This is a genomic window from Mycobacterium interjectum (assembly GCF_900078675.2).
Lineage (GTDB): Bacteria > Actinomycetota > Actinomycetes > Mycobacteriales > Mycobacteriaceae > Mycobacterium > Mycobacterium interjectum.
On the sequence record NZ_LT546237.1, the window covers coordinates 2,642,760 to 2,656,183 of the forward strand.

General features: G+C 64.5%; 13 protein-coding genes. 7 read left to right on the forward strand and 6 right to left on the reverse strand.

Annotation, left to right across the window (positions count from 1 at the left end):
* Positions 1-54: 54 nt before the first annotated feature.
* Positions 55-867: a mycofactocin-coupled SDR family oxidoreductase gene (locus BN4348_RS47045; RefSeq protein ID WP_066914576.1), complete on the forward strand. Its 813-nt coding sequence runs from the start codon at positions 55-57 to the stop codon at positions 865-867.
* A 36-nt stretch (positions 868-903) separates the two neighbouring features.
* On the opposite strand, the gene BN4348_RS47050 is transcribed toward BN4348_RS47045, so the two are convergent.
* Both BN4348_RS47050 and BN4348_RS47055 read right to left on the reverse strand, forming a co-directional pair.
* On the reverse strand, positions 904-1,704 hold the full coding sequence (locus BN4348_RS47050; protein WP_235852770.1) for a spirocyclase AveC family protein: 801 nt from the start codon (positions 1,702-1,704) through the stop codon (positions 904-906).
* Positions 1,705-2,075: 371 nt separating this feature from the next.
* The gene (locus BN4348_RS47055; RefSeq protein WP_066914578.1) at positions 2,076-2,918 is read right to left on the reverse strand and encodes an SDR family NAD(P)-dependent oxidoreductase; all 843 of its coding nucleotides are present in this window, start codon (positions 2,916-2,918) and stop codon (positions 2,076-2,078) included.
* Positions 2,919-3,033: 115 nt separating this feature from the next.
* On the opposite strand from BN4348_RS47055, the gene BN4348_RS47060 reads away from it, so the two are divergent.
* The 3 genes from BN4348_RS47060 (at position 3,034) to BN4348_RS47070 (ending at position 5,802) form a co-directional block, all read left to right on the forward strand.
* The gene (locus BN4348_RS47060) at positions 3,034-3,792 is read left to right on the forward strand and encodes an SDR family oxidoreductase (RefSeq protein WP_066914579.1); all 759 of its coding nucleotides are present in this window, start codon (positions 3,034-3,036) and stop codon (positions 3,790-3,792) included.
* 34 nt (positions 3,793-3,826) lie between these two features.
* Entirely contained in the window at positions 3,827-4,630 is an 804-nt protein-coding gene (locus tag BN4348_RS47065) for an SDR family NAD(P)-dependent oxidoreductase (RefSeq protein ID WP_066914580.1), read from the forward strand.
* A 71-nt stretch (positions 4,631-4,701) separates the two neighbouring features.
* On the forward strand, positions 4,702-5,802 hold the full coding sequence (locus BN4348_RS47070; RefSeq protein ID WP_066914581.1) for an NAD(P)H-dependent amine dehydrogenase family protein: 1,101 nt from the start codon (positions 4,702-4,704) through the stop codon (positions 5,800-5,802).
* 24 nt (positions 5,803-5,826) lie between these two features.
* Here BN4348_RS47070 and BN4348_RS47075 read toward each other — a convergent pair whose 3' ends face one another.
* Genes BN4348_RS47075 through BN4348_RS47085 form a run of 3 tightly spaced genes read right to left on the reverse strand, consistent with a single transcriptional unit; the run spans position 5,827 to position 9,106 of the window.
* On the reverse strand, positions 5,827-6,768 hold the full coding sequence (locus BN4348_RS47075; RefSeq protein WP_066914582.1) for an SDR family NAD(P)-dependent oxidoreductase: 942 nt from the start codon (positions 6,766-6,768) through the stop codon (positions 5,827-5,829).
* 20 nt (positions 6,769-6,788) lie between these two features.
* A complete protein-coding gene (locus BN4348_RS47080) occupies positions 6,789-7,853 on the reverse strand; it encodes an NAD(P)H-dependent amine dehydrogenase family protein (protein WP_066914583.1) in 1,065 nt (354 codons plus the stop codon).
* A 14-nt stretch (positions 7,854-7,867) separates the two neighbouring features.
* Positions 7,868-9,106 carry a cytochrome P450 gene (locus BN4348_RS47085; protein WP_066914626.1) on the reverse strand — a complete coding sequence of 413 codons (1,239 nt, stop codon included), beginning with the start codon at positions 9,104-9,106 and terminating at the stop codon, positions 7,868-7,870.
* A 130-nt stretch (positions 9,107-9,236) separates the two neighbouring features.
* Between BN4348_RS47085 and BN4348_RS47090 the strand changes: the two genes are divergently transcribed.
* The gene (locus tag BN4348_RS47090) at positions 9,237-10,295 is read left to right on the forward strand and encodes an NAD(P)H-dependent amine dehydrogenase family protein (protein ID WP_066914584.1); all 1,059 of its coding nucleotides are present in this window, start codon (positions 9,237-9,239) and stop codon (positions 10,293-10,295) included.
* Here BN4348_RS47090 and BN4348_RS47095 read toward each other — a convergent pair.
* Positions 10,287-11,432, reverse strand: a complete 1,146-nt coding sequence (locus tag BN4348_RS47095; RefSeq protein WP_066914585.1) for an ABC transporter substrate-binding protein — start codon at positions 11,430-11,432, stop codon at positions 10,287-10,289. The genes BN4348_RS47090 and BN4348_RS47095 overlap by 9 nt on opposite strands.
* 122 nt (positions 11,433-11,554) lie before the next feature.
* Here BN4348_RS47095 and BN4348_RS47100 point away from each other — a divergent pair, with 122 nt between their 5' ends.
* The gene (locus BN4348_RS47100; protein WP_066914627.1) at positions 11,555-12,679 is read left to right on the forward strand and encodes an NAD(P)H-dependent amine dehydrogenase family protein; all 1,125 of its coding nucleotides are present in this window, start codon (positions 11,555-11,557) and stop codon (positions 12,677-12,679) included.
* A gap of 56 nt (positions 12,680-12,735) precedes the next feature.
* The gene (locus tag BN4348_RS47105; protein WP_066914586.1) at positions 12,736-13,368 is read left to right on the forward strand and encodes a TetR/AcrR family transcriptional regulator; all 633 of its coding nucleotides are present in this window, start codon (positions 12,736-12,738) and stop codon (positions 13,366-13,368) included.
* The last annotated feature ends 56 nt before the right edge of the window (positions 13,369-13,424 follow it).

Here is a 13,424-nt window from a genome sequence, read left to right on the forward strand (position 1 = left end):
ATAAAGGATGTTCTCAGAAGCGGCGTGCTGATGTAGCGTACCTGTGTGCCAGACATGACCGGCAAGGTTGTATTCATTACTGGGGCCGCCCGCGGCCAGGGCCGTGCCCACGCCGTCAGGTTGAGCGCCGACGGCGCCGACACCATCCTCGTCGACCTCGCGGGCCCGCTGCCGCCAAGCGTCCCATACGATTCGGCCACCCCCGAGGAGTTGGCCGGAACCGCCGACCTCGTCGCTGCGAACGGTAGACGCGCCGTCACCGCGATCGCCGACACCCGCGATTACGACGCGTTGTGCGCCGCGGTCGACAAGGGCGTAGCCCAATTAGGCCGGCTCGACGTGATCGTCGCCAACGCCGGCATCTGCTGCCCGGCCGCTTGGGATCATGTCTCCCCCAGCGATTTTCAGGACACCATCAACATCAACCTGGTCGGCACCTGGAACACGGTGATGGCCGGCGCCAAGCACATTATTGCCGGTGGGCGGGGCGGGTCGATCATTCTCATCGGGTCGGTGGCGGGGCTGAAGGTGGAGCCGTTTATGGTGGCCTATACCGCGAGTAAGCACGGCGTCACTGGGCTCGCGCGCTCGTTCGCAGTGGAACTCGGCCGGTACGACATCCGGGTGAACAGTCTCCATCCTGGATCGGTCGCGACGCCGATGGGCAGTGGGCGGATGATCGAAGCGATGCAGCAGGCAGCGGAATCGTACCCGCATCCTCAGTACGGCTTCAGCAAACAACTCCTTCCCAACGCGGTGACGATGCCCGACGATGTCGCCAACGCTGTTGCGTGGCTCGCCTCAGATGAGTCGAGATTTGTTACCGCGGCGGCCATTTCCGTCGACGTCGGAGTCGCCCAGGCGTAGCAGGACCGCGCTCCCGCACGAGTCGAACGAAGTGGCTCACTTGTAAAAGGGTCCTGGCTTGCCCGCTTCCTCGAGATGCCCGTAAGGGTCGTATACCTTGATATTCGGATACGGGTTCTGCTCGTAAGCGGGTTCGGACAATCCCGCGGCACGAAGCGCGGCCAGCACCGCGAGCGGCGCCGCAAACGAAACGAGCCCCAGCGAAGCGGAAACGAGGAGCTTGCGCGTCAGAGTGACCCCCGTGGGTTGCGACTTCGGAAGCCGATGTGCAATCCGGTTGATCAGCACCAGCTCGCCTCCCTCGTCGCGTACGCACATGACGGCGACCATCGCGAAGATGAACGAGTCGTAAGCCGCCATGATGAGTGGGAAGTGGATGTGACCGATCCGGAGCGTGGGCCCCACCGCCTCGGTGTAATAGAAGATGCCGAACCTCATCCAAGTGAATTGGATGATTCCGTTGAGCGGTATTGCGATGACGAAGGCGCCGAGGAAGACCGCAACGAGCCGTTGGCGTGCAAGCCAACTCGAGCGCCGCATAATCGGACCCAAGAATCGGTCGTGCAGTTGCAAAATCCCCAACCCCATGAGGAGGTAGTACGCCGCATAACCCCCGAGGAAGGACAGCGCCGGCTCGAGGTTCGGCGCAATGTTCACGTACGGCCATGTCAGGGGAAAGTGCAGCATGCGCGGGTCGAAGACCGCGAACGTCGCCCAGTTGGCCAACGGATCCAAAGCGCCGGTGATCAGGCCCGCGAAGGCGATCACCACGGCCCAGTGCACCTTGTGCCGTCGCACCGAGAGCCACACCAGAGTTCCTATCAGGTCGATCGCCATCGGAATTGAGCTCAGGGCGACGGCCAGCGACCAGTTATCGAAGCCGAGAAACGGCGGATACGGCGCTGGACCCGGGTTTGGGTTCGTAATCCGGGGATCCCCGTGAGTGCCCGATTGGATGGTCGCGACGGTCACAATTGCGAATACCAGGTAGGCGACGATGAAGAACCCCCACCCGGCCCTGGACGACGTTAGCGAACCGCCTGCCTCAACCGGCTCGACGGGAGCCGAATCGGTACTGCAGTCAACCGGGTTCGTCATGTCACAGCCTGATACTCCCTTCTTGCATCTGTCGCGAAAACACATCCGACCGGTTGAGAATAGGCGTTATCGCAAACCGCAAACAAGACTTGCGCCAGGATCGTCCGGCGTCAGCCCACCGTCTGCGCGGGCTTTCCGCTGTTGCCTTTGATGACAGGCATGTTTGTCCACGTCCCCTCGTCGTCGCGATACCACCCCGCGGCGGCCAACGCACCGCCGTCGGCATGCACCACACTCCCCGAAACCCAGGCGGCCAGCGGGCTCGCGAGAAACAGCACGCAGCCCGCGATGTCCTGCGGGGTTCCAAACCGGCCCAGCGGAATCCAGCGCGGAATATTGTGCCGCTGCGATTCGTGAATCATGCGGTCGAGCGGCACCTGGGCGCTATCAGTGGTTTCCGGCGCCACGGCGTTCACCCGGATGCCCTCCGGGCCCAACTCGAGGGCAAGGCTCATCGTAAAGCCGGTCACCGCAGCCTTGAAGGCGCCGTATACCGCAAACTGAGGTATCCCCCGGAATCCCTCGATCGATGAGACGTTCGTGATGCTCGCACCGCTGGCAGCGGCACGCAACAGTGGCAGCATCACGCGGCTGACCAGGAAGATGTGTTTCAGGTTCACCCGATATATGTCGTCGATCTGCTCGTCGGTGAGCCGCTCGAAAGGCGTCGGTCGCGTCATGAAGTGGCCGACATTGTTCACCAGCACGTCGAGGCGTCCGTACCGATTGCCGATCGTATCGGCGAGAGCCGTGACATCGGCAGCGGCGGTCGCATCGCCCGTGACCACCAGCCCCCGGTCACCCAACCGGCTGCGTAGGTCATCCGACCGCGAGGGGTCGACCTCGAGTGCGATGACCGACGCGCCCAGGTCTGCGAACGCCGTCATCGTGGCGCGACCGATGCCCGCCCCGCCGCCGGTGACAAGCACCACCTTGCCGTTGAAGTCGATCATGGAGCCTCCTGTGTCCAGCGGCGGAGCGCAGTTGATCCGACCGCGTAGAGAATATCAATTCTCATATGCGAGAATCCCGGTAACTCTATTCAGGCTCAGCTAGAGGAAGCGGGTTATGAGCGACCGGCACTCAAACATCGCGGGGACGCGGATGCTGATCATCGGAGCGTCCTCCGGCATAGGCCAGGCGTTGGCAATTGCCGCCCACTCCCGGGGCGCCAACGTGGCGCTTGCCGCACGGCGGGTGGACCTGCTCTCGAAACTGGCCGATCGGCTCCACGGATCGGCGCATGAACTCGACGTCTCGGATGCGCACGCCGTAGAAACCGTCATCGACGAAGTCGCCGCAAACTTCGGCAAGCTCGACGCGGTGGTGTTCACCAGCGCCGTCGTGCCGTTCGCGCTGATCGAAGACACCGATGTGGAGACCTGGCTGCACGCCTACGCCGTCAATGCCGTCGGAGCCTCCCACGTACTGCGGTCGGCACTCCCCCACTTGGCCGACAACGCCACGATCGTCGTCGCGTCGAGCCACGACGTCGGCCGGCCCCGTGCGGGGGTTGCCGCCTACCACGCGAGCAAGGCCGGACTCGACGAGATCTTGCGGTCTTGGCGGGCCGAGCATCCCGAACTCGCGGTGGTCCGGGTCAGCGTTGGCCCCACCTGTGACACTGAGATCCTGCGCGGGGCCGACCGCGAACTGCTGGCCGACCTGTACCGAGCGTGGGCGCGCGGAGGCCAGATCCCGGAAGAGATGTCTACCGTCGAAGACGTGGCCAACGCCATGCTTTCGCTGATCGCCATTTCGCGCGCGAACCCCACCGTCGTCAGCGAGATCGTGCACCTCGCGCCGCGAATCGTCAAGACTCGTTAAACCGTCACCCAACCGCGTAAGAACGGACGAGTCAATGGATCTTGGTTTCGACGGCGCCACGGCGGTCGTGACCGGGGGCAGCAAGGGGATGGGGCTGGCGATCGCCGAGAGCCTCGGGGCCGAAGGCGCTTCCGTCGCGATCATGGCGCGCGGCCGGGCGGCGTTGGACTCGGCTGCAAAGCAGATCCGTCTTGCAGGGGCCGCCGAGGTACTCCCCATCAGCGTAGACATGGCCGACGCCGAATCCATCGCAACGGCGTTCGCATCCGTTGGTGACGCCTGGGGCAGCCTGAATGTCTTGGTGCACACGGTCGGCCCGAACGCGGGCGCATTCGAGGATCTCGGCGACGACGATTGGCACGCTGCATTCGACCTAGGCACGCTGTCCGCCGTGCGCTCGGTTAGGGCCGCATTGCCGTATCTGCGGTCGGCCGAGTGGGCGCGCATCGTCACGCTGTCGGCGCACTCAATCCAGCGCCAGAGCCCGCGTCTGGTCGCCTACACGGCCGCCAAGTCGGCGCTGTCGAGCGTCACCAAGAACCTGTCGAAAAGCCTTGGTGCCGAGGGCATCCTGGTCAACTGCGTTTGTCCGGGCACCATTGTGACGGCGAGTTTCACCGAGATCCTGCGTGACATGCTGGCCGCCGACGGGCTGGACTCGTCCGATCCAAAAGATGTTATGACGTGGGTCGAGAAAACTTACGGCCATCCGTGCGACGTCGGTCGCGCCGGCTTGCCCGAGGAGATCGCTTCCGTCACCTCCTATCTGGCGTCCCGGCGAAACGGCTACGTGACGGGAGCCACCGTCAATGTCGACGGGGGATCGGACTTCATCTGACCTCTCCGAGAGGGCAGATTCGCGACGCGGGCAGAGCAGCGATCACCAAAGGCTGAGAAGGGAGTTCAGAAATGACCACGAGTTCCCGACGGCTTCGAGTCATCCAGTGGGCCACCGGTGCCGTCGGCACCGAGATGGTCAACACGATCCTCGACTACCGACCCGACCTCGAACTTGTCGGGGCGCGAGTGTACTCCGAGTTCAAGAACGGAATCGACATCGGCACGCTTGTCGACCGACAGCCGGTCGGCGTCACCGCCACCACCGATGTCGCCGAGATCCTGGCGTTGGACGCCGACATCGTGCTCTACGCGCCGTCATTCACCAACCTGGATGACGTGTGCGCGCTGCTGGAAAGCGGAAAGGACGTCGCCACCGTCTCATTCCTGTTCCACCCCCGGCGGATCGGCGACGCCGACCGCCGACGGCTGCAGGCGGCCTGCGCGAAAGGCAACAGCACGATCCATGCCAGCGGTCTCAACCCGGGCAACCTGTCCGGTGTGCTGCCACTGGCTCTGTCCGGCATGAGCCGCACTATCGGCCGCTTCACCTTGCAGGAGCGTGCGGACTGGTCGCTCTGGGAGAGCACCGAGATAACGTTCGACGGAATGTGGTTCGGACGACCGACCCAGGACATCACCCCGACGGCCAACGAGTTCCTGACGTTCAACACGTCCCTGTTCACCCAGCAGACATGGTTCATCGCCGACACATTGAACGCGGCGATCGACGATGTCGCGGTCACAGTTGACGCGGTGCCGGCCACCAAGGACTTCGAGATCTTCGACCATCAGGTGCGCGCCGGAACGACGGCCGCTCAGCGCTGGAACTTCGTCGGACATCGTCGCGGCGAACCAATCATAGAGTTCGAGACGCTCTGGACGGTCGGTGGCGAGTACCCGGCGCACTGGCCCAAACCGGATGACGGCTGGACCCTCACGCTGGAAGGCGACCCATCCATGCGTGTGCACTTCTTCTGCCTGGCCAGCTACTCGCGGCCAGCTTCAGTCGAGGAGCATGTGCGGGCAGGTCTCGTCGCCGTGGCGATGCAGGTCGTCAACGCCATACCCGCAATATGTTCCGCGCCCCCGGGTTTCGCCACCATGGCGGATCTGCCGCTGATCCGCAGCTATACGGGTTTCGGCGACCGGCCCATCGACATCCCTGACTGACCTCGCGGCGTCCGTACTGCCCGGTCAGGATCCCGCTTGCGAGTCGACCGCAACGGCCGCGAAAGCATGCTCCATTTCGTCGAAAATGCTGCCGGGCACGAATATCTGCGACGGATCGAGGATACGGTCGAGGTTGGCCGCTACGTCCTCGGCGTCGAAGGCACCGCCGGCGCCGAACCAGCCACGGGTCACGCCGATCTGCAGCGCAGCCACCCGTCCACGGAAGGCGCTGAGAACCCTGTGCGTCAGCGTGCAGTGCTCGCTGGCGAGAAAGGCGACCACAGGTGCTACCTGATCGAGTCGCAACGTCTCCAGGAATGCCCGCGCATCGGCCGTGCGGCCCGCCTCCCCCATGAGCGCCATGGCCATTCGCGTGTCGCCCATCGGCATAATCGCGTTGGCGTGTATCCCGTACGCGGCACCCTCGAGCGCCGCGACGTTCATCAAACCGAGCACCCCCGTCTTAGCCGCGGCGTATCCCGTCAAGCCTGGCTGCCCGAAGACTCCGGCTGCGGAGGACACGAATACCAATCGGCCGTATCCGGCGTCCCGCATCACCGCGAAACCCGGTCGGACAACATGGAAAGCAGCCAACACGTGATGGCGCAGCAGCGCCTCGAAGCGTTCGGTCGGCCAGTCCGGGAGCGGGTCGTCATGGATGATGCCGGCGTTGGCGACGATCGCATCCAATCGCCCGAACTCCTTGACAGCAAGGTCGACTGCCGCCCGCCCGCCTTGTTCGGTGCTGGCGTCCGACGCGCATGCGACCGCCCGTCCGCCCGCGGCACGGATCGCCGCGGCGACGTCGTCGGCCGGGTCCGGATCGCCGCCGCTTCCATCGGTTTCGACACCGCTGTCATGAACAACCACGGAGGCTCCGCGACGGGCCATTTCATGGCAGTACGCCTCGCCCAGACCGCGGGCACCGCCGGTGACCAGGACGACCCGATCGGTGAACGAGATCATTTTCAGCCTCCCGCAGACAGCTACGTTGTGGGCACGACGCCGCGCTCGGTCCAGTGCGCGACGAACGGGGCGATCGTCGAGAGGTCATAGAGCCCGGGCTGAGCAGCAACTACTGCCGGGATGGCATTGATGGCATGCATGGCGGTGGCCAGGCAGCCTTGCTCGGCGTGATCCTCCTCGTGGGAGCCGATCACGAGATGAAAACTCATGTTGGGCTTGCCCTCGAAGGCCACCTGATAACCGATTTCCGTCGGCCACTCGGGCGCCAGATCATCGGCCATCCTGGTGAGATGCTCGACCGCGAGCGCGGTTTGGCCGCAGTCGACCACGACGCCGAAGCGCATCGCCCCGACGGTGCCCGCGGGGATCTCCCCGGCAGCCACCGTCAGCGCCCGCGGCGTCGTCGCGACCTCGCGGAACCCCTCGACGGACCGAATCTCGAGCCCGAGGGCCTGCGCGAGGACCGTCGCACTGCCGATCCAGGCGCTCGCGGCGTAGTCGGTGTTGGTCAACAGCGGAGTGGTGTCATCGGGCGCATGGCCGAAGCCCATCGCGTTGAAAATCAGATCGTGGCTGGCGTAGGTCGAGTAGTTCAGCACCTCCCGCACACTGATCCGGTCGGTGCGTTCGGTAAGCCGGGACAGGATCGGCGCCAGCGACTCGCCGACGAAGCCCGGGTAGAGGCCGAGCCCGAGAAACGATGAACAGCCCGCGCAGCAAGCCTTTTCAATCCCATCGGCCAGCGATTCGTGCAGCGAGCGGGGATGGACGAACCGGCTGCCGGTGGCCACCACGTTCTTGCCCGACGCCAGCAAATCACAGACGTCCGCGAAGCAGCCGGGCGTATCGGTCTCCACCTTCCCCATGTAGAGCACCACATCGGCATCGGTACCGATGACGGCGTCACGATCGGCAGAAGTCAGCACTCCCGCTTCCGCGACCCCGCACAGGGTGCCCGCGTCGAGTCCGGCTTTCGCCGGGTCGTACACCCGCACAGCGACCAGTTCCAGGTCCGGGCGGCCCAACGCGTGGCGCAACGACATCATTCCGGTCACTCCGGTCGCCCACTGGATCACACGAGTCATGTCAGTCGGTCCGTTCAATCCCACACCACGTCCAGGCGCGGCGGCGAACGGAACAGCGTGCCGCTGACATAGGGCGGCGGGGCGTCGGGGTCGAGCCGCAACCCCGGCAATTCGTCGAACAGCGCGTTGAAGAACTTGGTGCTCTCCAACCGGGCCAAGTGCATCCCCAGGCACAAGTGGGCACCGTGGCCGAACCCGATGTGCGGCTTGCGCTCCCGGAAGATGTTGAAGGTCTCGGGGTCCGCCCAGCGCGTCTCGTCATGGTTGGCACTGCCGAGGTTCACCATCATCGTCGAACCTTTCGGAAGGTGCAGCCCGAAGAATTCGGTATCGGTGCTGACCTCTCGGATGAAATTCAGCAGCGGCGTCTCCCACCGGATGCCTTCCTCGATCGCTTGCGGCAACAGACTGCGGTCGGCACGCACCGCGTCGAGCTGATCGGGGTGGGTCAACAGAGCCAACGCGAGGCTCGCCGTCGATCGCGACGTGGTCTCCGCTCCAGCGGGCAGCAGATTGCGCATGAACCCGTAGATCTGCTCGTCTGACATTTTGACGCCGTCGATCTCGGCCTGCGACAGGATGGTCACCATATCGTCCTTCGGCGACTTGCGCCGGTCGGCCAGCACGCCGATGAAATACTCTTTCATCTCTGCCGACGCCTTCATCGCGGTCTCCATGTCGGCGCGAAAGCCCAACAGGTCGATGGCCAGCCGATGGAACTGGCCGATATCGGACTCCGGCAACCCGAGAAGGGCCGCGATGATCCGCACCGGGATCGGCATGAACACCGCTTGGACCAAATCGACACGCTTGCCATCGCGGAACTTCGCGATCGTGCGATCCACCAGGGGCCCGACGAGTTCGGTGTCCCAACGTTTCATCGACGACCTGGCGAACGCGAATTCGTGCAACCTGCGGTAGGTGGCGTGTTCGGGCTCCTGCATCTCCAGGATCGTCGGACCCTGCAACGGTCGCACCATGTCCTCGTAGATCCGGGTGCTGAACGTGATGTTGTCGGTGAAAACCGCCTTGACGGCGTCGAAGGAGTAGGCCGTGAACGTCTTCTTGCCGTCGGGTCCCTCGCAGGGAACCCCCATTTCCGGCCAGCCCGGGTGAACGGGCGCCTTTTGGCGTAACTCGCGCAGCAGCGGATAGGGGGTCGCGTCGCCGTCGGCGCCCATCCCGACGTTGAACTTCTCCTGCGCCTCGCGGATGCGCTGCTCGATGTCGTCAGTAACCGTCGGATCAGGCACCTGCCACCTCACAAGCTCCACCAACCTACATGCTGTCGGTTGCAAACCTACATGATGTAGGTTGAAGGAACCAGAAACTCCGCAACATCACGAAAGCGCAACCTGGAGCGTTTGATTGGTTACCCGAGTCGTGCAATGGGCGACCGGCGCCGTGGGCCGGGCCGCGCTGCGGGAGCTCATCGAGAATCCTCGTTATCAGCTGGCGGGCGTGCTGGTGTACGACCCGGCGAAAACGGGTCTCGATGCGGGCGCCCTTTGTGGTCTGCCGCCGACGACCGGCGTGATCGCGACGGCGGATAAGGACGAGATCGTCGCGCTGGGCGCCGACGTCGTCGTGCACACGGCCAGCAAGGCTCACGTCGTCGAGACAAATGCCGAGGACATCTGCCGCCTACTGGCGGCAGGCAGTAGCGTCATCACGACCACGTCGTACAACCACCTACCCACCTACGGTGCAAAGACCGAATCGGCGTTCGTCGATGCCTGCCGGCAGGGCGGGTCACGGTTCCACGCCGCAGGCGAGAACCCCGGGTTCATGTTCGAGCGACTCGTCGCCACTGTGACAGGGCTGAGCAAGACGATCAACCGCATCGACCTCTACGAGGCCACCGACGTTTCAGCCGTCGACAGCCGACCGATGCTCGTCGACCTGATGGGCATGGGCAGACCGCCGGAAGACGTCAGCATCGATTCCCCGATCATCAAGAAGCTCGACATGGCCTATCGCCAGGCCCTCAATGCCACGGCCGACGTCCTAGGGATCACCTTGTCGCACATCGACATCGCGGTCGACGCCACCACACTGCCCCACGACATCGAGGTCCTTGCCGGCACGATTGGGGCGGGAACGGTTGTTGGGCAACGTTTCTCCTGGGTGGGGCACTGGTCAGGGCGCGCGCTGCTGGCCATCCACGAGGAGTGGGTGCTCACCCGCGACCTTCCCCAGTGGGGCATGGCGCCGCTGGCGCCCGGTGAGAAGGCGCCGCTGATCCGGGCCATCATCAAGGGCGAGCCGAGCTTCGAACTTGCGCTCGACGTCGGATCTGAGGGCTCGACGCAACCGGGGCAGCACGCCATGCCCGGCCATCTGATGATCGCGATGGGTGCGGTTAACGCCATTCCCTATGTGCTTGCCCAACCGCCCGGCATCGTGACCGCACCGGTATTCGGCGCTATCCAGCTAGCGTGAGGCGCGGGTGACCGCGCGGGCAATGTGGTCGCTGGGCGCCGCATGGAAGACGTGCGCACTGCCATCCGGCAGCACCCGTCGGGCCACAAGATAGTCGGACCCCATCCAGCCCTGTCGGATGAAACGGCCGAACCGCAAGAACGTTCCGGGAGCGCCGCTGGCCGACGGGACGAGCTTGACCTGCTCCATCCCGTTCTTCACTCCCTCCCCGGTCAGCGGGCGCGCCGCCGCGAGGCCGCGCACGATCACGGTGGCCGCATCGTGCGACAGCCCAGGCATCGAATGTCCCGGCCGACGACCGTATCTCGCCTCGAAGCGGTCGAGGAAGGCCTGACCGACGGTGTTGCGCTCGTCGTAGCTGTCCAGGCCGATCCAGCCCGACAGGTGCCGCCTCCACTCCGCATTGATATGGGCCATTTCGAAGGCCGTCGTCGTGTACCGCGGCGGATCCCACCCGGCGGCCAGCAGCGCATCGGTAAACCCCCACAGCCCATGCCCGAACCCGACGTGCACCAGCGCGTCGGGTTCGGCTGCGCGCAACGCCGTAGCCGCTTCAGATTTGTCGGCTTCGACTTGCGGAATCGCCACGGTGGCAACGACCTTCAACCCCGCGGCGTCGTAGGCCCGCTGCGCAAAACCGAGATACTCCTTGCCGATCAGCGACGACTCGTAGGCAATGGCGATCCGCGACCGGCCATCGCCGATCATCACCGCGGCCAGCATCACCGGCTCCTCCGGCATCGAGCCGTTGTTCAGCGCGAAGCACCACTCGCCGAGCGCACCTTCCGAACCCGAGAGGGTGACGATCGGAACGCGAGCGGTGGCCTCGACGTGGGAACGCAACGGCACCACATTGTCCGATACCCACGGCCCATAGATGGCCAGACAACCCTCCCCCACGAGCTCGTCGAAGGCCCGCTCGACCGCGAGGTAGGCACCGTTCGGCAAGCCGACCACGTTGCGCGTGACGAGTTCGATCGGCCGATCCAGCAGCCCGGAGGACAAGGCTTCGTCCATCACCAGCCGCAACGCGTCGACGGTGTCGTCGTCCGTGTCGCCGGTGGTCGGATAGTCATTGAGCAAGCCGACTTTCAGCGGAGCGACCGAACCGTACGCGCGAACCTCGCCGTCTGCCATAGCGGCAACATACCGGATGAAGGTTGTTGACTCGCCACCACCCGAGAACAATCATTTCCAAAAATGGCATATCCGCCTTTCGTCGTGTTAGCTTCGCGTACGGGCCGCCCAAGGGAGACATGATGACACTTGCATCGCCGCTGGCATCCGGGACTCCGGCCGCTGAGAAGCGGTATCGCGTGATCCAGTGGGGCATGGGCAATGTCGGGACGCTGGCGCTGCGGCACTTCGCACACAATCCTCTCTACGAAGTGGTCGGTGTGCTCTGCAATCGTCCGGAGAAAGTCGGCAGGGACGCGGGCGAGCTCGTCGGGGTGGCGCCGATCGGCGTGCTCGCAACCACCGACAAGTCTGCCCTGGAGGCCCTCGATGCGGACTGCGTGTTCTACGCCCCGCTGTGGTCGGACATCGACGAGATCTGCCGGCTGCTCCGCGGGGGAAAGAGCGTCGTCGCCTCGGGTGGCGCCTGGTGGCATCGGACGGAAACCAACAGCGCGGACATCGACAAGATCGAAGCGGCGTGCCAAGACGGCGGTACTTCGTTCCACGGGGGTGGCATCCACCCTGGCTACGCGGCGGACTTGCTCGTTCTGACGCTGGCGCGGATCGTCGGCAAGACCGATCACATCCACATCTACGAGGCGGTGAACTTCAACAAGGACACCCTGAAGTATTTGGACGAGATGGGGTTCGGAAAAACCCCGGCCGAGTTCGCGGAGCGCAATCTCTTCCAAGATGCGTGGTCGTTATTCGCGCAGTCGCTGACGATGGTCGTCGAAGGGCTCGGCAAAACCGTGGAGAAATTCACGACAAACGTCGAGTTGGGCACGGCCACCCGCGATATCCCCTATGAGGGAACCCCGGACATGGACATGCCGGGCCTTAGGGGTGTGATCAAGAAGGGCACTGTCGCGTCCCAGCATCACGCCTGGACGGCGTGGGTGGAAGGCAGGCCGTTCATCACGCTGCACGAGCTCTACGCGTTCGTTGAACACGAGGCCATCCAGCCGAAGCCCGATTGGGAGCCGTACTACCACTACCGCGTGGTGATCGAGGGCGACCCAGGAACCGAGCTGATCCTGCGGGGCAGCCAGGATGCACGAGATCACGCGAAGCCCGGCTACATCGGCTACGCCTGGACCGCGATGGAACCCGTGAACTCCATTCCCGCCATCTGCGACGCCCCGCCGGGTTTCAAGTCCCACGCCGAACTTGGACTGATGACCGTTCGCGGGATCGTCCGCTGACAACGGTCCGCCCCGAGCACTCAACATACATGCTGAATGTTGCTACGATCGTCGGCATGGCGAAGCGCGGTGGGGCTGACGACGAGCGGAGGGCCCGAGGCGAGCGGACCCGGCTGGACCTGATCAAAGCGGGTCGTGAACTCTTCGTGGAACATGGATTCTTCAACACGAGCATCAGCGACATCGTGACCAAGTCGGGCGTCGGCACTCGGGGCGCGTTCTACCACCATTTCAAGGACAAGGCCGAGCTGTTTCGCGCCGTGTTCGAAGATGTCGAGAACGACCTCACGCTTCGATCCATCGCCGCTCCCCCGCCGGGGGCGGACCCCTGGGAACGGCTCACAAGAGGGCTGCATGGGTTCCTCGAAGCGGCACAGGAGCCCGCAGTGCAGCGGGTGATACTCGTCGACGGACCGGTAGTACTCGGCTGGCAGACCCTGCGCGAAATCCAGGAGGGCAACAGCATCGCCCTCATCAATGACGTGGTCCGCGAGGCGATCGCCGAGGGCATCATCGACGACCAGCCCGTCGGGGAGCTGACCCACATGCTCGTCGCCGCGCTCGAGGAGGCCTCGCTGCTAGTGGCGCATGCCGCGAACCCCACCAGAGCACGCCGGCGAGCCGCCAAGATCCTCGACCGACTGCTGCTCTCATTTGCCGTCGAGCCCCAAAAAGTCCTGCGGCGGTGATCGTTGCTTCTCCTGCGTGCAAATCAGCGTCGCCGTGCGGAAACGAATATTTCCAT